Below are 18,229 nucleotides of genomic sequence, written 5' to 3'. Positions count from 1 at the left end.
AACAACATTCACACTTACACACAAAAACGTTTGGCATCACAATTAAACCAAACTTGAGGTCAACTCATTGCATAAAAATGATAGCCACGAATCGAAATTGCGTGGCTATCAGTGAATTACTCTGTTTGGTATTCAATCTGGTTGGCATTAAATAAAGGTAGCTTAAATACCGTTAACCACTAGCCATCTTGCTTGCTTTTAAACTTCAACAAACGCAATGCATTTAAGGTCACCAACGCAGTCGCACCACTGTCTGCCAATACCGCAACCCATAGTCCGGTGATCCCGAGTAAGCTGGTCACGAGAAAGACACTTTTTAGCCCCAGAGCCAAGAATACGTTCTGGCGAATGTTATTCAATGTTGCACGTGACAGTTCAATCATCGCTGGCAATTCGGTTAAACGGTTATGCGTAATTGCAGCATCAGCTGTTTCTAGCGCAACATCCGTACCGCCACCCATCGCAATACCAATACTGGCCGCTTTCATTGCTGGTGCATCGTTAATACCATCACCGACCATCGCCACATTTCGTTGCGCAGAGAGCGATTCTACATAGTGCACTTTATCTTGTGGTAATAAGCTCGCTTGATAATCGATATCAATCTGCCCAGCCATCGCTGCCGCACTACGCGGGTTATCGCCTGTGAGCATGATGGAACTAATGCCGAGATCTTTCAGCGCTTTTACCGCTCGTTTTGCATCTTCTCGTAGCGTATCTTGCCAAGCAATTAAGCCCATCACTTGCTGGTCCTGCAACGCAACAATCACGGTTTTCCCCTGCCCTTCTAGCTCTGTAATGTGCTGTTCAAGCTCACTACCCAGCGCCATCGACAGTTTACTTGGCGCAATCGCTTGATAAGTCACACCAGCAATGACACCACGAATACCGCTACCTATTAGAGCTTGTTTATCGTCGGCTTCCGGTAAGCGTATACCTTGTTGCTTAGCGTGATTGACCAAGGATGTTGCTAGAGGATGGCTTGAGCCGACCTCGATTGCCGCAATAGATTGAAGCAGCTCAAGATCATTAAAACCGTTCACGCTGATCACATCGGTGACTTCCGGCTTACCTTTAGTCAAGGTGCCGGTTTTATCAAACGCAATGGCTTCAACATGACCAAGCTGTTCTAACGCTGCGCCCCCTTTGATTAAGGCTCCACGACGCGCCGCCGCCGCTAAACCAGATGTAATAGCGGCAGGAGTAGAAATCACCAACGCACACGGACAAGCGATCAGTAACAATGCCAAACCACGGTATACCCACGTCTCCCATGGCTGAGCAAACAGTAGCGGTGGCGTAATGATGACAAACAATGACACCAGCATCATCAACGGGGTATACCAACGACTGAAGCGATCAAGGAAGCGTTCCAAAGGCGCTTTACGCGACTCGGCTTCTTCAATTAAATGCAGAATACGGTCGATGGCATTTTCGCCCTGTTTAGACGTAATGGTTAAGCGCACCACTCTATCGACAACCACCGCGCCCGCCATAACAGCATCTTGCGGCAAGCGCTCCACCGGGATTGATTCTCCGGTTAACGCACTCTCATCAAAACTCGCCGCAGTATCAAGTAGTCGTCCATCTGCTGGTAAACGCGAGCCAGGGGCAACTTCAATCACATCACCGGGATTGAGCTCACTTGCGGAGACTTCAATACGTTGTCCATCGACAATTTTAGTGGCGTTTTCTGGCACCAACTCCATCAATGCTTGCACACCACTGCGTGCACGAGAGGCGGCAAAGGCTTCCAATCGCTCACCAATTAGAAACAGCAGTAATACCATTGCTGCTTCAACGCTTTCGCCTAAATATAGCGCGCCGAGAGCGGCAACACTCATTAAGGTTTCAATGGCAAATGGAGTGCCTGATTTCGCCAGCATAAGTGCTTTTTTACCAATTGGATAAAGGCCAGCTAAACAGGTAAGAATAAACAGCCACTCACTCACTTGAGGGAAGCTTGGTTTGATGATCGCAGCGAAGGCCATGGCTGATGCGATTGCAACAATCTGACCATTTTGTTTGAGCACCGCAAGCCAACCCGTTGGTTTTGCTGGCGATGATTTTTGATTTGGCGCAGTAAAGGTAAAACCGGTATCAGTAATGGTTTGCTCGACTAACGCCGCAACACCTACATCATTAGATTTAATCACCAATTTTTCAGTGGCGAACAGCACTTTCGCTTCGATAATGCCGCTGACTTTATTCACTGCGGTTTCTATTTTTCGCGCACAAGCAGGACAATCCATGCCTTGAATTTTCCAACTATGCGTAAATTGGGCTTGGCTTAGGGAGCCGGAATCGCTTTCCTCATCGGTAGGATCGCTGCCGCTTGCACATGCAGAACTGCTACAGCAATCCACATCACTGGTCGTGACGCTGGCCATTTTAATCGTATTGATTTTTGGACTTGAGCAAGAGCTTGCTTGAGTTGGATTCGTTGCAAGCTTTGGCGAACGACATCCTTCATGTTTGGTGCACATATTAGATTCTCCTATCACTGTACACCATTAGCATAAACCTTGGAGTAGACTCCAAGGTCAAACTATTTTGCGGATTTTTGTAAAAAATCTTTGTTGGCGGCCACATCTTCAATTAGAACCGCATCGTGGCTACAAAATGGCGTGGTATTGAGACTGGTTATTGATGGGTCTTGTGGGTCTAATTCAACTGCCTCACCTTGCATCAAGTCACGAATGTGTTTTTGTAATACCCACAATGCTATCAAACCAAACACTACTCCTCCCAGAGCTTGACCATAAAGCACACCTAACGCACCAAACCAGTGCGCCCCAAAGTAGACAAATGGCAAGGTGCCTAAAGTGGCTTTACCTAAATTCAATGCCGTCGAATAAAGCGGTTTGCCGAGATTATTGAATGAGGTATTGGCAACAAACTGCATGCCATTAAAAATAAAGCTTAGCGCGACATAGGTACAAAATGTGCCCACAATCAACGCCGCATCACCAGTAAGGCTAAAGCCTTTAATTACATACTGCTGAGAAAAATAGAGGATCACACAAACCAACAAGGTGTAGACCGTAGTCACTAACAAGGAGTTATTTAAAGTCTCTTTCACCCGATCAAATCGTTTAGCGCCAAAGTTTTGTCCAATGATCGGGCCAACCGCGCCTGACAGCGCAAAAATCACTGCAAAACAAACTGGCGTTAGGCGGCCAATCACCGCAAGCCCAGCGACAAAATCTTCACCGTAAGGCGCAATCGACGAGGTGACGATGGCATTACCAATTGGGGTAGCGATATTGGTGATAATCGCAGGTATCGCGATGGCAAGAATTGCTTTGGTATTGCACCGCCAAATTGAAAGCGAAGGTTTGGCAACCAAGTCATGCTTTTTGATCAGCGGATACAAGGAGAATGCCAGTACGGTACAACGCGCAATCACCGAGGCAAAAGCCGCACCTTCGACATTCCACAGAAAAATAAAAATAAAAATTGGATCTAGAATGGCATTTACGATGCCACCGGACAACGTCGCCCACATTGAACGCTTAGCATCACCAGCAGCTCTAAGCCCAGCCCCTGCCGCCATGCCAAGTGCCAGAATCGGTCCACTAGGAAGTAAAATCTGTAGATAAGCTTGCGCGCGCTCCGCCACAAACCCCTTCGCCCCCAGAGCGGCGAGTAGCTCGGGAATAAAGGCAAACATCACCGCGCTGACCACACAGCTGATCAGAAATGCGGTCAACATGATGCTGCTGCTCAAAGCTCTGGCGTAGGTGAATTGCTTAGCACCAATGGCCTTAGAGACCAAAGCGCCCATAGCGATCGAAGTACCAATGGAAATGGAAGTCGAGAAAAACGTTAATGTGCCAGCAAAGCCTACCGCCGCAGCCAACTCGACTTGCCCCAACATACTGATAAACAGCATATCAAGTAAATCGACCACAAACAGCGCCATCAAACCGACTGAACCTGCGCCCGACATCACTAAAATATGGCGCATTGTGGATCCTTGGGTAAATTTGGCACTTCGCTCGGTCATTCTCTTCCCTTGATATCAAAAATAAAGGCGCCGCAGCGCCTTATTTCAACTTAACTGATTGTCCTTTATACCGGATGCTTAAAGCATGCGTCGATATTTTTCGCAATCGCACGCAAAACATGCTTACGCGTGATGATACCCACCAGCTTACCATTATCCAATACTGGATAAACCTTAGGTTTACCAATTTGCATCATATCGGCCAATTCTATAATCGACATATCAGGTGATACAGAGAGTACTTCTGACGACATACAATCGCTGACAATGTGGGTGTCTTGGCAGAAATAGCTCACTTTGATCAGCTTATCAAGTAGATCCTGTCCTGAAAGAAAACCAATCACTTGTTTTTGTTCGTTAATGACTGGGCCACCAAGGTAGTCTGAATCCATGACTTTATCTAACGCTGCACTAAGCGACATTTCTGGATTAAACGTCACCGCTTGTAGGGTCATATAATCTCTTACTTTTAACGATTCCATCTTTATCTCCTTTTCGTGCAACTGACGTTGGTTTGGCTGCTATGAAAAATGTTCGTTACAGTAAGTGTCGCCTAATTTCTTGATTTTACTAAATGGAAAGCGACGATTTTTGCGATAGGTATTTCCAATCAAACAAAAAAACGGCCATAGGGTTATCCTATGGCCGTCTGTAATAATGGTTTTCTGTGCCTATTAGGCAAAAGCGTATTTACTGTTGCCAGCGCTCAGCCGCTTTGGCATCGGAATCACGTGAATCCACCCAACGAGTCGCCTCAGTGGTACGCTCTTTTTTCCAAAACGGAGCTTTGGTTTTCAGATAGTCCATCACAAATTCACACGCATCAAATGCTGCGCCACGGTGTGCACTCGCCACACCAACAAACACGATTTGATCACCGGTATCCATGTCACCCACACGGTGAATCACGCGGATCGCTTCTAAAGGCCAACGCTTTTCCGCTTCATCACAGATTTCGGCTAACGCTTTTTCTGTCATGCCCGGATAGTGCTCTAGCGACAGGCCGACGACATTATCGCCAAGATTCATGTCGCGAACTTTACCGACAAAGGTCACTACAGCGCCAGAAGCACTGCCTTGCGCTAATACTTGGTATTCATCACCAACATTGAAATCTTCAACTTGTACCGCTACACGTGAATCCATCTTAGCCTCCGGTAACCGGTGGGAAAAACGCCACTTCATCGCCATCCGTGATCGCATGTGTTAGTGGCACAATCGATTGGTTCACCGCCGCCAATAAACGCCCAGGATCCAACGCAAGATCCCACTTACCTTCTTGAGCGGCTAAGTGTGCACGCAGCGCTTCTACGCTGGTGAATGACTCATCCAATTGCAGTTCGTCGATACCGACTAACTCACGGGTTTGAGCAAAAAAGAGTACTTTAATCATGCGTCCGCCTTAAAGTGACCAGATTTGCCGCCCGTTTTTTCCAACAGGCGCACTTGGCTAATCACCATGTCTTTTTGTACCGCTTTACACATATCATAAATCGTCAGTGCAGCAACAGAAGCAGCCGTTAGCGCTTCCATTTCAACACCGGTTTTACCTGCAAGCTTACAAACCGATTCAATGCGCACGTAATTTTCTGCTTGGTTTGATTCAAGCTGCACTTCTACTTTGGAAAGCAGTAGTGGATGACAAAGTGGGATCAGGTCCCATGTCTTTTTCGCGGCTTGAATTCCCGCAATACGAGCCGTCGCGAATACATCACCTTTGTGATGATCGCCAGACAAAATAAGCTGTAAGGTTTCAGGTGCCATGTGGACGAAAGCTTCTGCACGTGCTTCACGTACCGTCTCAACTTTGGCTGATACATCAACCATGTTCGCTTCGCCTGAAGCATTGATATGGGTAAACTGAGTCATGATTGCTCCGCGTTATGAGTCGGATTAAACCGATAGATGTGGCATAAAGTTACATGGACGGTGGCTCGCATCAAGCTGCTGCTTAATGATTTTCGTCCAACCCGTGCGACATGCACCTGTAGAGCCTGGCATAGCAAAAATAACCGTGTGGTTAGCAAAACCAGCGATCGCACGAGATTGAATGGTTGAAGTACCAATCTCTTCGTAAGACACTTGACGGAACAATTCACCAAAGCCTTCCACTTCTTTATCAAATAGTGGCTTCAATGCTTCTGGCGTGCTGTCACGTGAAGTGAAACCTGTGCCACCTGTAATCATGATCGCTTGGACGTTTTCATCAGCAATCCATTGTGAAACAATCGCACGGATCTTGTACATGTCATCGATAACAATTTGTTTATCAACGACATTGTGACCCGCTTCTTTTGCGTGTTCAGCTAGGTAACCACCTGATGTATCGTTCTCTTCTGTACGAGTATCCGATACCGTTAATACTGCAATATTTGCTGCTTGGAATTTGCTTTCTGCATGACCCATTTGATCACCTACCTGTTGTAATTTATTTGTCAGCCGACGAACGTCGACTGGCTATTATTTGAATGTGTTTGCTCTGATTATGTAACGACGTTAGCCGCCAATCGAGGCTAAATTCGGCGTCATACCGGTGTTGCCATCTTGCAGGAAGTGACTGACCGATTTGGTTTGTAACTGCTGTTGAATGCGTGCTATCAACTCAGGCTCTTGCTTATCTTCTGCCAGCAAATCACGCAGCTCTACGCCGTGATCACCAAACAGACAAAGGTGCAATTTACCTAACGCTGAAACGCGAAGACGGTTACAACTTTCACAGAAACCTTTCTCATACGGCATGATAAGGCCAATCTCACCTTTATAGTCAGGGTGAACAAATACCTGTGCAGGGCCGTCATTCTTTTCGCGAATCTTAAGCAACCAGCCATTCGCGATCAATTGATTACGAATTTGGACACCGGATACGTGATGCTGCTTAAACAACTCATCCATCTCACCCGTTTGCATCAATTCGATGAAACGCAGTTGAATAGGACGGTCTTTAATCCAATCAAGAAACAGAGGTAATTGATGAGAGTTGAGATCTTTCATCAATACGACATTAACTTTGATTTGCTTATAACCAATTTCGAGCGCACGCTCGATACCACCCATCACCTGATTGAACTTGTTCTCACCTGTGATTTGGTGAAATAAGCGCGGATCGAGGCTATCAACACTCACATTGATATGGGTTAACCCCGCTTGCTGCCACTCAAGCACGCTTTTTTCCATCCGGTAACCGTTGGTCGTTGTCGCAACCTTACGAATACCTTCCGTATTCGCTACGGTTTCGATTATTTGAGTGAAGTCTTTGCGTAGGCTAGGCTCACCACCTGTAATACGTACCTTGCTGGTACCACAATCGGCAAACGCGCGAACGACACGTTTGATCTCAGGTAGTGATAAAAAAGACGAGTTTTTCTGCCCCGAAGGTTTATAACCATCAGGTAAGCAGTAGGTACATTTGAAGTTACAAACATCTGTAACTGAGAGACGCAAGTAATAAAACTTGCGATGAAATTTATCTTCTAATTGTTGCGCCACGGAACACCTTTCCAAACACGGGAGGCATGACCATTTCCAATCATGCCCTTGTGACCTTTCGTCACTGGCTCAACGCGCTTATTCTGTATTGAACTTAGCGGGTAAAGCTCGGAGTTATGGCAACCGTCAATATGATATAGTTGCGATCACAATCCATATTAACGATAGCTGTCTTATAAAATACTTAATATTGGTAAGTGATTCTACCCTAGAGACAAAAAAATCGTGCCAAACGGGCAAATTACCTACTATTGAGTACCGACGATAAATGGATTAATTTAAATTGTAGTTGGTTATGACAAAATAAGAAAAAACGAATGACTGTATATTCTGAACACAAAATTGTCGCCATTGGCGGCGGCCACGGCTTAGGACGAATGCTTGCGGCACTTGCGGATTTCGGCTCCAATGCCACTGGCATTATCACCACGACCGACAATGGTGGATCAACGGGTCGAATTCGACATTGCCAAGGTGGTATTGCTTGGGGAGATACACGTAACTGTATCAACCAGCTCATTACCGAGCCCTCAATCAGTTCGATGATGTTTGAGTATCGCTTCAAAGGCGCTGGCGAACTGGATGGACATAACTTAGGCAACCTAATGCTGACGGCACTCGATAACTTGTCGGTACGCCCACTCGACGCGATCAACCTTATCCGCAACATGCTGAAGGTTGACGTAAACATCGTGCCCATGTCTGAACACCCTTCTGATCTTAAGGCGCTGTCCAAAGAAGGAAAATGGGTAACCGGTGAAACCAGTGTTGATGAGATGGAAGCCGATCTACAACGCTTAGATCTTGATCCTGAAGTGCCAGCCACCAAAGAAGGTGTTCAAGCCATTGAACAAGCCGATTTGATTATTCTTGGCCCGGGCAGTTTTCTGACCAGCATCATGCCACCGTTGTTACTTACCGAAGTTGGCCGTGCGATTGCACAAAACCAAAACGCAAAATTGGTGTTTGTCGAAAACCTATCACCAGAATATGGCCCGGCAGGTCGTATGACCTTACGTGAAAAATTGGAATGGTGCGAACGCGCCTGCCAAGGTCGCAAAATTGATGTCATTCTTGGTGAAGAGACGCATCCAGAACTGAGTGACTGGAACTACGTAGTGAGCGACCTTGCGTCGCCAAACCGAGATTGGCGACACGATCGTCAAAAGCTACAACAAGCCATCGTACAACTATTGGCCGAGTAAGCTGTTATAGCGTTGCTGCGTATCCACCAGCAGCGCTAACATCTTTTGTTTTATTTCAGCATCATCAAGTGATGCTCCGGCTTTTGCTGCGGCATCCAATTCAACCGCTAACGCGCACAATGCTTCCGCACCAAAGCTGGCCGCACTGCTTTTCAAAGCATGACTTATATCTTTCAAGTAAGTACCTTGATTATCTTGCTCAGCAGACAATGTCTCGATGTATTGCGCCAGTTCACCTAAAAAAATCTCGAGTAAAATAGGCACATTTTCTTTGCCTATCTCATTCCCTAAACGCTCTACTTTCGCTTGATTTAATACTTGCATAACCACTTCCATAACCATCGTTACTTGGTCTCTTTTTCATTCCAACCTTGTAGCTTACGGTATAGTGTCGATGGACTAACATCGAGATAACCAGCCGCTTTCGGAATATTTCCCTCACACGCTTTTATCGCCAGCTTAATGGCATTTTTTTCCGTCAGCCATAACGGGAAAATATCGTGTACCGACAAGGTCTCTGTTTCTTCATTGACGCTGCGTGACACGCCCTCACAAGGTTGATTCAACGGTGGTGGTAACATGTCTAAGCGGATTTCACGGCCATTGTTAAGCACCACTACATTTCTCAGTACGTTCTGCAATTGACGCACATTACCGGGCCACTCATAGCGAGCAAAGCGATCAACCACTTCCGGCGAGAGACGGATAAAATCTTTGCCTTCTTCTTTCGACATAAAGCCTAGCAAGGAGTATGCAATTTCAATGACATCTTCGCCACGCTCACGCAAAGGTGGTAAGTGCAGTGGGATAACGTAAAGGCGATAATACAAGTCTTCACGAAAGCGCCCTTCCTGTACTTCTTTCCATGGGTCTCGGTTGGTTGCACAAACAAAACGTACATCCACACTTTTCATTTTGGATGAACCCACCTTTTGAAAGGTTCCGGTTTGGATAAAACGCAGTAATTTGGTCTGCAAGTCCAGATCCATTTCGCACAATTCATCCAAAAACAGGGTTCCGCCATCGGCCAGTTCCGCAGCGCCTTCACGATCGGTTGCCGCGCCAGTAAAGGCCCCTTTAACGTGACCAAACAATTCACTTTCAATCAAGTCTTTAGGAATGGCAGCACAGTTGATGGCAATAAACGGTTTATCGCCACGATTACTGGTGGCATGCAATGCCTCTGCACACACCTCTTTACCAGTACCACTTTCACCAGTAATGAAAATACTCGCTTTACTGGTCGCCGCCGAGTCAATCGTGCGATAGACCGCTTGCATGGTATGACTACTGCCGATAAACCCTTGATAGCCTTGATTGGTTCCCGCTTCGGTTCTTAGCTTCGTTGCTTTGCGAATCGCATTGTTCACCGTCACGCGCAGTCGGTCCGCTTCACAGGGTTTGATCAAGAAATCTTGTGCGCCTAACCGCATCGCCTCAACCGCGGTATCGATCGAGCCATGAGCAGTCATGAAAATAACTGGCACATCCGGGTTTTGCTGTTTGACCGCTTGTAGAACATCCATCCCTGTCATATCGGGCAAGCGCAAATCGAGCAAGATCAAATCGGGTGTGCGAAATTCAAGACTTTCAATCGCATCGCGCCCGGTACCGACGATATTAATATCGATACCCAGCGGCGTAAGATAAGAACGATAGAGTGCCGCCACAGAGGCGGTATCTTCTACCATCAGCAGATATCTGCTTTTTTGTGTATGGGTGCTTTGTGGCATAGCCTAACCGCGTAAATCCATTTGCATTTTATCTAAATAATTGCATTGCGCTTTGCAATTTGCAAACAGAATGACCAAGTTAAGCTGATTAAGATTGATTTTTGTGTGATTTTTGCGCCAAAACAATTGGCATAGTTACTGCTTATCTATAACTGACCCTCATGGGTCACCTAGCCAACTGACGTTGTTAGTGAACTTAGTATTCACAAATAACAGCCAATAGACCCTTCCTATTGGCTATTTTTTTGTCTGTCGAACAGTAAACTCAACTATTAACGATAAACTGAGCGCGTAACTTTTCTATTTCATCCCGCTTCGCGGCCGCCATTTCAAATTCTAAATCCTGAGCATGTTGATACATCTGCGCCTCAAGCTTGCTGATTTCTTTTTCCAACTGCTGTGGCGTCATCACTTGATAACTTTGCGATGGTTCAGCCACTTTCGCTAACGGCACCTGTTTGCCCGGCGTTTTCTTACGACCTCGCGCTATATCACCCAGCTCCATAATATCTTTGATATTACGTTTCAGCGATTGTGGTGTAATACCGTTTTCAACATTGTACGCATGTTGCTTTTCACGACGTCGCTCAGTCTCGTCCATAGCACGTTTCATCGAGCCAGTAATTCTATCCGCGTACAAGATCGCCTTACCTTCAATGTTACGCGCCGCACGACCAATGGTCTGAATCAACGAGCGTTCAGAACGGAGGAAGCCTTCTTTATCTGCATCCAGTATCGCCACCAGCGACACTTCCGGCATATCTAACCCCTCACGCAGTAAGTTAATGCCCACTAACACATCAAACTCGCCCAAGCGTAAGTCTCGGATAATCTCGACCCGTTCAACGGTATCAATATCAGAGTGTAAGTAGCGCACCTTTACATCGTGCTCAGTAAGATACTCGGTTAAATCTTCCGCCATGCGCTTGGTAAGTGTGGTGACTAACACACGCTCATCTTTAGCTGCTCGAATACGAATCTCAGACAACAAGTCATCAACCTGTGTCGCAACGGGGCGAACTTCAAGTTCAGGATCTAACAAGCCCGTTGGACGAACAACTTGGTCGGCAATATCATCTCCGGATTTTTCTAATTCATAGTGACCCGGAGTAGCAGAAACAAATATAGTTTGCGGCGCTAACGCTTCAAACTCTTCAAATTTGAGTGGGCGGTTATCTAAAGCTGACGGTAAGCGGAAGCCATACTCAACCAAGGTTTCTTTGCGCGAGCGGTCCCCTTTAAACATCGCGCCGATTTGCGGTACGGTAACGTGGGACTCATCGATGACCAACAAGCCATCTTGTGGCAGATAATCAAACAACGTTGGAGGCGGCTCACCCTCTTTTCGACCGCTCAGATAGCGTGAGTAGTTTTCTATTCCTGAACAAAAGCCAAGCTCATTCATCATTTCGATATCAAATTGAGTACGCTGGCTAATGCGCTGCTCTTCCAGCAACTTATTATTATCCAGCAAATAGCTTTTACGCTGTTCCAGCTCAACCTTAATATGCTCAACCGCTTCTAAGATCCGCTCACGAGGCGTCACATAGTGCGTTTTTGGATAGATGGTATAGCGAGGCAAATCACGCTGCTTAATTGCCCCTGTTAATGGGTCAAAAACACTGATGCAATCAATTTCGTCATCAAACATTTCAATTCGAACCGCATCTTGTTCCGATTCTGCGGGGAAAATATCAATCACTTCACCACGAACTCGGAATTGACCACGCTCAAACGCGACATCGTTACGACTATATTGCAGCTCTGCCAGGCGACGTAAAATATCTCGTTGGTCAAGTACATCACCACGGCGAATATGCAACATCATTTGCAAATAGGCTTGTGGATCCCCCAAACCATAAATTGCGGATACCGACGCAACGATAATAGCGTCTTTACGCTCTAGTAATGCTTTCGTTGCCGATAGACGCATCTGCTCGATATGCGCATTAATGGAGGAGTCTTTCTCAATAAATGTATCGGTCGTCGGCACATACGCCTCTGGTTGGTAGTAGTCGTAGTAAGAGACAAAATACTCAACCGCGTTATTGGGGAAAAATGCTTTCATTTCACCATACAGTTGTGCCGCTAAGGTTTTATTCGGCGCGAGCAAAATAGCAGGACGCTGGGTAGAAGCAATCACATTTGCCAAGGTAAAGGTTTTACCAGACCCCGTCACCCCGAGTAATGTTTGATGGGCTAAACCTGAATCTATCCCTTCTAATAACTTTTCAATGGCCTTCGGTTGGTCACCCGATGGTTGATAGTCTGAGACGAGCTCATACAGTTTGCTCATAACGTCCTCAAGGTTCTGTGTCTGACTCTCTATTTTGTCTGTATATATATACAGACTCAAGTACAAAAAAAGAAATTAATCTCTGATTTGATTGTTTTGTTCGATTAAGTCTAGATCCGTACTGGGGATCCTGATATTATTCTTCGCCCTGTCGCTATCCAGCGCAAAATCCTCTCTTTTTCTATACACAACTTACTCACAAAACCTCCAAAACGTGCACCATCTCGCAGTTGATCATTTTCTCCCAGTTAATTTTATTTTCGATCTTTTTCTGACATAAAACCTTACAGCTTGGTGCTTTAGTGAAAGATCCTTGTCAATTTTAAATGATGTTTTTTTGCTCCACCTGTGGATAAACTTAGTTACTCAATTTTAATTAACATGGTTATCCACAAATTTAGTGGATAAGTAAATCCAGCCTATAGCTGGCGTGGCCTAGCAAAAAGTAAAGTTTTTTTTTGCTATAAAATTAATTTTTATCTCGCTTACAGAGTTGACTCTTGCATTAGGTCTCGATAATATTCGCCTCGCTTTATAGCTATTCCCCCTTAGTTCAGTCGGTAGAACGGCGGACTGTTAATCCGTATGTCGCAAGTTCAAGTCTTGCAGGGGGAGCCAAATTCGATAAAAAAGCTCAACCTCACGGTTGAGCTTTTTTCGTTTCTAGCCTTCACACTTTCTTTGCATCAAGGCACAAAGAATAAAAGACGCCCGAAAGCGTCTTTTTTCAACATCATATTAATCTCAGTCATGAGCGATAATAGAAACCCCACTCGCACTCATATAAGCCTTTACCGTTACAGTACGAAGCCTGCAAAAACAAAACCAAAGATAATACTAAAGACCATGCTCAATAGACCAGGGATCATAAAGCTATGGTTAAAGATGTATTTACCAATTTTCGTGGTGCCGGTACGGTCAAAGTCAATCGAAGCGATAATAGGACCGTAGTTCGGAATAAAGAAGTAACCATTCACTGCCACAAATGTAGCAATAATCACTTCAGCTGGCAGACCAAGCATAATGCCGACTGGTACTAATACCGCCGTAGTTGCACCTTGGCTGTTTACCATCACTGACAAACCAAATAGTGCGAAAGCAAAAGTCCATGGTGCAACTTCTACCATGCCTGATACCGCTTCTTTCACCATAAGGTCGTGGCCTGCGATGAACGTGTCACCCAACCATGCAATACCAAAGATCGCCACAATAGCGCGCATACCGGCATGGAATACCGAACCTTGAGTGATTTCATTGCCATCTGGCTTACAGATAAGAATGATCAATGCACCCACTGCTAACATGATGATTTCAATGGTATGAGCCATCCCCATCGGAGATCCATCAAAGTTAGGACGTAGGAATGGGAATGCCCCCATGATAACTACTGCAAGCGCACCAAATAGGAATAGACCCACCGCTGTTTTTGCTTGAGGTTTAATCACAAGCTCATCAACTTGCACTTCCGCTTCCATTTCTTTACGGAATGCAGGATCTTGCATACGACGCTGGTATTCAGGATCATCTTTGAGCTCTTTGCCCAGTTTATTAACGATCAAACACGCAGCAGCCAAACCTAAGAAAGTACCTGGAATCGTTACCATCAGCACGTCTGCAAGTGTAATGCCTTGTGGCTCAAGAAAGGCAACCAAAGCCACAACTGCAGCCGCGATTGGGCTAGCAACGATTGCAAACTGAGAGGCGATAACCGCCATACCTAATGGACGCTCAGGACGAACACCACTACGACGACTCACTTCTGCAATCACTGGCAATACTGAGTAAGCCACATGGCCTGTACCGGCCAGGAAAGTAAAAGTGTACGTCACTAAAGGGGCAATAAAAGTAATGTGACGAGGGTTCTTACGTAAAATATTTGAAGCAATCTTAATCAGGTAATCCAAACCACCAGATGCTTGCATTGCTGCGGCTGCTGCAACCACCGCCATGATCATTAACATTACATCGATCGGTGGACTGGTTGGTTTCAAGCCAAACATAAAGCTCAAAATCGCCAGACCGACCCCGCCTAATACGCCAAGACCGATACCGCCAATGCGAGCACCAATTAAAATACATCCTAGAACAATAAAAAATTCAATAAAAAACACATCAAACTCCTTGATGACAACGTTTAATAGACTGGGTGAATAATATGCTCTTTATAGGGGCAATTATTCGTGCAATGTCACAGTTGAACTAGGCAAAACTAATCTCGTTACAAAACTGTTCAGCGTATCGCGATATCAACCTCAAGCTGTTACCGCCTTGTAATCGTTAAGCAACAGAACCATGTACACTTGGTGACGCTTTAATCACAAACTATTCATTGCTGAAAACAACGGCGAACCAAACCGCGACATTTTTGCGTATAATTTTTAGTCAGGAGTGTAAAACCTTAGCTTTCCTTGGTTGTTATTGACTGAGCAAAGCAGGATAATGTCGGGATCGGAATTTCTTAAATAAATACTATGACCGAATATCTTTTGTTGTTGGTCGGCACTGTGCTCGTCAACAACTTTGTACTGGTGAAGTTTTTGGGCCTCTGTCCATTTATGGGCGTGTCTAAAAAACTCGAAACTGCTATTGGTATGGGGCTAGCGACCACGTTTGTGCTAACCCTAGCTTCTGTGTGCGCCTATCTTGTCGAAAGCTACATTTTAGTGCCGCTAGAACTGCAATATTTGCGTACGATGAGCTTTATTCTCGTCATCGCAGTCGTTGTACAGTTCACTGAAATGGTGGTGCATAAAACCAGCCCGACGCTCTATCGTTTGCTCGGTATCTTCCTACCTCTGATCACCACCAACTGTGCGGTGTTGGGTGTCGCTCTGTTGAATATCAATGAAAATCACAACTTTATTCAATCGATCATTTATGGTTTTGGTGCTGCGGTAGGCTTCTCGTTAGTGTTGATTCTGTTCGCATCAATGCGTGAACGTATTGGCGCTGCTGATGTTCCTACGCCATTCAAAGGTGCATCAATTGCGATGATTACCGCCGGACTGATGTCTCTTGCCTTTATGGGCTTTACTGGATTGGTGAAGCTGTAATGAATTCAATTGTAATTGCGGTTATTGCAATCGCGGTCTTGGCGGCAGTCTTTGGGGCGATTCTTGGCTTTGCATCGATTCGCTTTAAAGTGGAAGCCGACCCAATCGTTGATCAAATCGATGAAATTTTACCGCAGACCCAGTGCGGTCAATGTGGCTACCCGGGTTGTCGTCCGTACGCGCAAGCTATTGCTAATGGTGATGCTATCAATAAATGTCCTCCGGGTGGTCAAGCGACCATCGAAAAGCTGGCTGGCTTAATGGGGGTTGAAGCAACCGAATCGGCGCACGATCTCGATAGCGCGGTGAAAACCGTTGCCTTTATTCATGAAGATATGTGCATCGGTTGTACCAAATGTATTCAAGCGTGTCCGGTCGACGCGATAGTCGGCGGCACCAAAGCGCTACACACTGTGATTAAGGATGAATGTACCGGCTGCGACCTCTGTGTTGCACCATGTCCAACGGATTGTATCGAAATGATCCCTGTAGAAACCACGACAGCGAATTGGAAATGGCAACTCAATGCCATTCCTGTTGTTGATATTACCCATTCTGGCGCTGATGCGCAGAATCGCGTGAGTTAAGGACTGGTATGTTGTCACTTATCAAACAAATTAAAACCGGCGCTCTTTGGGATTTTCCAGGCGGTGTTCACCCACCAGAAAATAAGCAGCAATCGTTAAAAAACGGTCTTGAGCGTGCTGCTATCGCCAAAGAGATTGTCTTGCCGATCAAACAGCACATCGGTAAACCAGGTAACCTGATTGTCAATGTGGGCGAGCGCGTATTAAAAGGTCAACCACTGACCAAATACGATATGAGCTTCATGTTGCCAGTGCATGCGCCAACGTCTGGCGTTATCACCGCTATCGAACCACGCACAACGGCCCATCCATCAGGGCTGGCAGAAACCTGTATCGTCATCGAACCTGACTTCAAAGAAGAGTGGGCAGAGCGTAACATCGTCGAAAACTTCAGAGACAAAACCCCTGAAGAATTGCTTGAAGTTATCCGCCAAGCGGGCATTTCAGGTATGGGTGGTGCAGGCTTCCCAACGGCCAAAAAAATTCAAGCAGGCCTTGGCCGTACTGAAATCCTGATCATCAATGCCGCGGAATGTGAACCTTACATCACCGCTGATGATGTTTTAATGCAGCAATACGCCGATGCCATTATTCAGGGCATTGAAATTGTTGAGTACATCCTCAAGCCAAAGCTGACCATCATCGGTATTGAAGATAACAAACCACAAGCGATCAAAGCCCTAGAACTGGCTGCGCAACACAAAGACATTGTGATTCGTGTTATCCCAACCAAATACCCATCGGGTGGTGAAAAACAGCTCATCAAGGTATTAACCAATAAAGAAGTACCCAATAACGGTATTCCTGCTGATATTGGTTTGCTGGTGCAAAACGTCGGTTCACTGTACGCCATTCAACGTGCTATTTGTCATGGAGAACCGCTGATTGAGCGTATTGTTACATTAACGGGTAACAGTTTTAGTCAACCGAAAAACATTTGGACCTTGGTTGGAACACCAGTTCAAGCCTTGTTAGATGAATTTGGTTATAAAGAAGATCGTAAATTGCCACGTTTGATCATGGGTGGCCCTATGATGGGCTTTACCCTGCCCCACGCCAATGTGCCGATCACCAAAACATCCAACTGTATTTTAGCGCCGACACGCCGTGAGATCGTTTCAGACCAACATGAAATGGCTTGTATCCGTTGTGGAGCCTGTGCAGAAGCTTGCCCTGCATCACTACTACCACAACAATTGCAGTGGTATGCCAAAGCGCAAGATTTCGATAAATGTGAAGAGCTTAATATTAAGGATTGTATTGAATGTGGGGCTTGTGCCTTCGTCTGCCCAAGTGAAATTCCACTGGTTCAATACTACCGCCAAGCCAAAGCAGAAATCCGTACTCGCAAAGAAGAAGCAGAATCTGCTGAGCGTGCTCGCCAACGTTTCGAACATAAAAAACTACGTTTAGAGCGTGACAAAGCTGAGCGCGAAAACCGCTTTAAAAAAGCTGCCGATGAGCGCCGCCAAGAGATGACATCAAGCGGTGGCGATGATGCCATTGCCGCTGCGATTGCCCGTGTTAAAGCGCAAAAATCACAGTCTGATACTGGTGAAGCACCCGTGAAGCCAGCCGTAGCCGCTGCGATTGCACGCGCAAAAGCCAAACAAGCCCAAGCAATGCAGCAAGGCCAAACTGAACCAGACAACAGCGAAATGGCCAAGCTACGTGAAGAGCGTAAACGTCAGGCCCGCGAACGTAAGGCAGAACAACAGCGCAATGCCGCCAGTGAACCAAGCGCAGAGAACAGCGATAAGCCACAAGCTGGCGATAAGCAAAGTGCAGTCGCTGCGGCAATTGCCCGCGCAAAAGCCAAGAAAGTCCAACAAGCAACAACACCAGCAACTGAACCTGCTG

Annotated in this window: 16 protein-coding genes, 1 tRNA gene and 1 riboswitch; of the genes, 5 read left to right on the top strand and 12 right to left on the bottom strand. The window is 46.0% G+C overall.

Features of this window, described 5'->3' with window-relative positions; translation table 11 throughout:
• Positions 1-179 precede the first annotated feature (179 nt).
• The 8 genes from RH88_RS04905 to moaA all read right to left on the bottom strand — a co-directional run bounded on the left by RH88_RS04905 (position 180) and on the right by moaA (position 7,495).
• Positions 180-2,486: a zinc/cadmium/mercury/lead-transporting ATPase gene (locus RH88_RS04905; RefSeq protein ID WP_005593878.1), complete on the bottom strand. Its 2,307-nt coding sequence runs from the start codon at positions 2,484-2,486 to the stop codon at positions 180-182.
• 62 nt (positions 2,487-2,548) lie between these two features.
• Positions 2,549-4,009: an MATE family efflux transporter gene (locus RH88_RS04900; protein ID WP_040757849.1), complete on the bottom strand. Its 1,461-nt coding sequence runs from the start codon at positions 4,007-4,009 to the stop codon at positions 2,549-2,551.
• Positions 4,010-4,074: 65 nt separating this feature from the next.
• Complete coding sequence (locus tag RH88_RS04895; RefSeq protein ID WP_005593875.1) at positions 4,075-4,491, bottom strand: CBS domain-containing protein; 417 nt, start codon at positions 4,489-4,491, stop codon at positions 4,075-4,077.
• Between the two features lie 208 nt (positions 4,492-4,699).
• Positions 4,700-5,155: a molybdopterin synthase catalytic subunit MoaE gene (gene moaE, locus RH88_RS04890; RefSeq protein ID WP_005593872.1), complete on the bottom strand. Its 456-nt coding sequence runs from the start codon at positions 5,153-5,155 to the stop codon at positions 4,700-4,702.
• Between the two features lies 1 nt (position 5,156).
• Entirely contained in the window at positions 5,157-5,402 is a 246-nt protein-coding gene (gene moaD / locus RH88_RS04885; protein WP_005593871.1) for a molybdopterin synthase sulfur carrier subunit, read from the bottom strand.
• On the bottom strand, positions 5,399-5,878 hold the full coding sequence (gene moaC / locus RH88_RS04880) for a cyclic pyranopterin monophosphate synthase MoaC (RefSeq protein WP_005593869.1): 480 nt from the start codon (positions 5,876-5,878) through the stop codon (positions 5,399-5,401). Before moaC ends, moaD begins: the two co-directional genes overlap by 4 nt.
• A 24-nt stretch (positions 5,879-5,902) precedes the next feature.
• Positions 5,903-6,415: a molybdenum cofactor biosynthesis protein B gene (gene moaB / locus RH88_RS04875; RefSeq protein ID WP_005593866.1), complete on the bottom strand. Its 513-nt coding sequence runs from the start codon at positions 6,413-6,415 to the stop codon at positions 5,903-5,905.
• A 90-nt stretch (positions 6,416-6,505) separates the two neighbouring features.
• Positions 6,506-7,495, bottom strand: a complete 990-nt coding sequence (moaA, locus tag RH88_RS04870) for a GTP 3',8-cyclase MoaA (RefSeq protein ID WP_005593864.1) — start codon at positions 7,493-7,495, stop codon at positions 6,506-6,508.
• Positions 7,484-7,621, bottom strand: a riboswitch (molybdenum cofactor riboswitch). Its footprint overlaps the gene before it by 12 nt.
• 191 nt (positions 7,622-7,812) lie before the next feature.
• Here moaA and RH88_RS04865 point away from each other — a divergent pair.
• Complete coding sequence (locus tag RH88_RS04865; protein ID WP_005593863.1) at positions 7,813-8,700, top strand: YvcK family protein; 888 nt, start codon at positions 7,813-7,815, stop codon at positions 8,698-8,700.
• Here the strand turns inward: RH88_RS04865 and luxU are convergent.
• The 3 genes from luxU to uvrB all read right to left on the bottom strand — a co-directional run bounded on the left by luxU (position 8,686) and on the right by uvrB (position 12,729).
• Entirely contained in the window at positions 8,686-9,024 is a 339-nt protein-coding gene (gene luxU / locus RH88_RS04860) for a quorum-sensing phosphorelay protein LuxU (protein ID WP_040757852.1), read from the bottom strand. The genes RH88_RS04865 and luxU overlap by 15 nt on opposite strands.
• A gap of 20 nt (positions 9,025-9,044) precedes the next feature.
• A complete protein-coding gene (gene luxO / locus RH88_RS04855) occupies positions 9,045-10,433 on the bottom strand; it encodes a quorum-sensing sigma-54 dependent transcriptional regulator LuxO (protein ID WP_005593860.1) in 1,389 nt (462 codons plus the stop codon).
• A 265-nt stretch (positions 10,434-10,698) separates the two neighbouring features.
• A complete protein-coding gene (uvrB, locus tag RH88_RS04850; RefSeq protein WP_005593858.1) occupies positions 10,699-12,729 on the bottom strand; it encodes an excinuclease ABC subunit UvrB in 2,031 nt (676 codons plus the stop codon).
• Between the two features lie 542 nt (positions 12,730-13,271).
• On the opposite strand from uvrB, the gene RH88_RS04845 reads away from it, so the two are divergent.
• A tRNA-Asn gene (locus RH88_RS04845) sits at positions 13,272-13,347 on the top strand.
• A gap of 179 nt (positions 13,348-13,526) precedes the next feature.
• On the opposite strand, the gene RH88_RS04840 is transcribed toward RH88_RS04845, so the two are convergent.
• Complete coding sequence (locus tag RH88_RS04840) at positions 13,527-14,840, bottom strand: anaerobic C4-dicarboxylate transporter family protein (protein WP_005593857.1); 1,314 nt, start codon at positions 14,838-14,840, stop codon at positions 13,527-13,529.
• A 360-nt stretch (positions 14,841-15,200) separates the two neighbouring features.
• On the opposite strand from RH88_RS04840, the gene rsxA reads away from it, so the two are divergent.
• The 3 genes from rsxA to rsxC all read left to right on the top strand — a co-directional run.
• Positions 15,201-15,782: an electron transport complex subunit RsxA gene (rsxA, locus tag RH88_RS04835; RefSeq protein WP_005593856.1), complete on the top strand. Its 582-nt coding sequence runs from the start codon at positions 15,201-15,203 to the stop codon at positions 15,780-15,782.
• Entirely contained in the window at positions 15,782-16,369 is a 588-nt protein-coding gene (rsxB, locus tag RH88_RS04830; RefSeq protein ID WP_005593855.1) for an electron transport complex subunit RsxB, read from the top strand. The genes rsxA and rsxB overlap by 1 nt, the downstream gene beginning before the upstream one ends.
• Positions 16,370-16,377: 8 nt before the next feature.
• Positions 16,378-18,229, top strand: a 1,852-nt coding sequence (gene rsxC, locus RH88_RS04825; protein ID WP_005593854.1) for an electron transport complex subunit RsxC, incomplete at its 3' end; no start/stop codon positions are given.

The organism is Vibrio scophthalmi LMG 19158, assembly GCF_000222585.1.
In the GTDB taxonomy this organism is placed as follows: Bacteria; Pseudomonadota; Gammaproteobacteria; order Enterobacterales; family Vibrionaceae; genus Vibrio; species Vibrio scophthalmi.
The sequence above is the reverse complement of the archived record's forward strand: the minus strand, read 5'-3'. Positions and strand labels throughout refer to the sequence as shown.

Excerpts from the sequence above, each read along its gene's own strand:
- RH88_RS04905 (WP_005593878.1), bottom strand. The coding sequence starts at position 2,486 with ATGTGCACCAAACATGAAGGATGTCGTTCGCCAAAGCTTGCAACGAAT.
- RH88_RS04900 (WP_040757849.1), bottom strand. The coding sequence starts at position 4,009 with ATGACCGAGCGAAGTGCCAAATTTACCCAAGGATCCACAATGCGCCAT.
- RH88_RS04895 (WP_005593875.1), bottom strand. The coding sequence starts at position 4,491 with ATGGAATCGTTAAAAGTAAGAGATTATATGACCCTACAAGCGGTGACG.
- moaE (WP_005593872.1), bottom strand. The coding sequence starts at position 5,155 with ATGGATTCACGTGTAGCGGTACAAGTTGAAGATTTCAATGTTGGTGAT.
- moaD (WP_005593871.1), bottom strand. The coding sequence starts at position 5,402 with ATGATTAAAGTACTCTTTTTTGCTCAAACCCGTGAGTTAGTCGGTATC.
- moaC (WP_005593869.1), bottom strand. The coding sequence starts at position 5,878 with ATGACTCAGTTTACCCATATCAATGCTTCAGGCGAAGCGAACATGGTT.
- moaB (WP_005593866.1), bottom strand. The coding sequence starts at position 6,415 with ATGGGTCATGCAGAAAGCAAATTCCAAGCAGCAAATATTGCAGTATTA.
- RH88_RS04865 (WP_005593863.1), top strand. The coding sequence starts at position 7,813 with ATGACTGTATATTCTGAACACAAAATTGTCGCCATTGGCGGCGGCCAC.
- luxU (WP_040757852.1), bottom strand. The coding sequence starts at position 9,024 with ATGCAAGTATTAAATCAAGCGAAAGTAGAGCGTTTAGGGAATGAGATA.
- luxO (WP_005593860.1), bottom strand. The coding sequence starts at position 10,433 with ATGCCACAAAGCACCCATACACAAAAAAGCAGATATCTGCTGATGGTA.
- uvrB (WP_005593858.1), bottom strand. The coding sequence starts at position 12,729 with ATGAGCAAACTGTATGAGCTCGTCTCAGACTATCAACCATCGGGTGAC.
- rsxA (WP_005593856.1), top strand. The coding sequence starts at position 15,201 with ATGACCGAATATCTTTTGTTGTTGGTCGGCACTGTGCTCGTCAACAAC.
- rsxB (WP_005593855.1), top strand. The coding sequence starts at position 15,782 with ATGAATTCAATTGTAATTGCGGTTATTGCAATCGCGGTCTTGGCGGCA.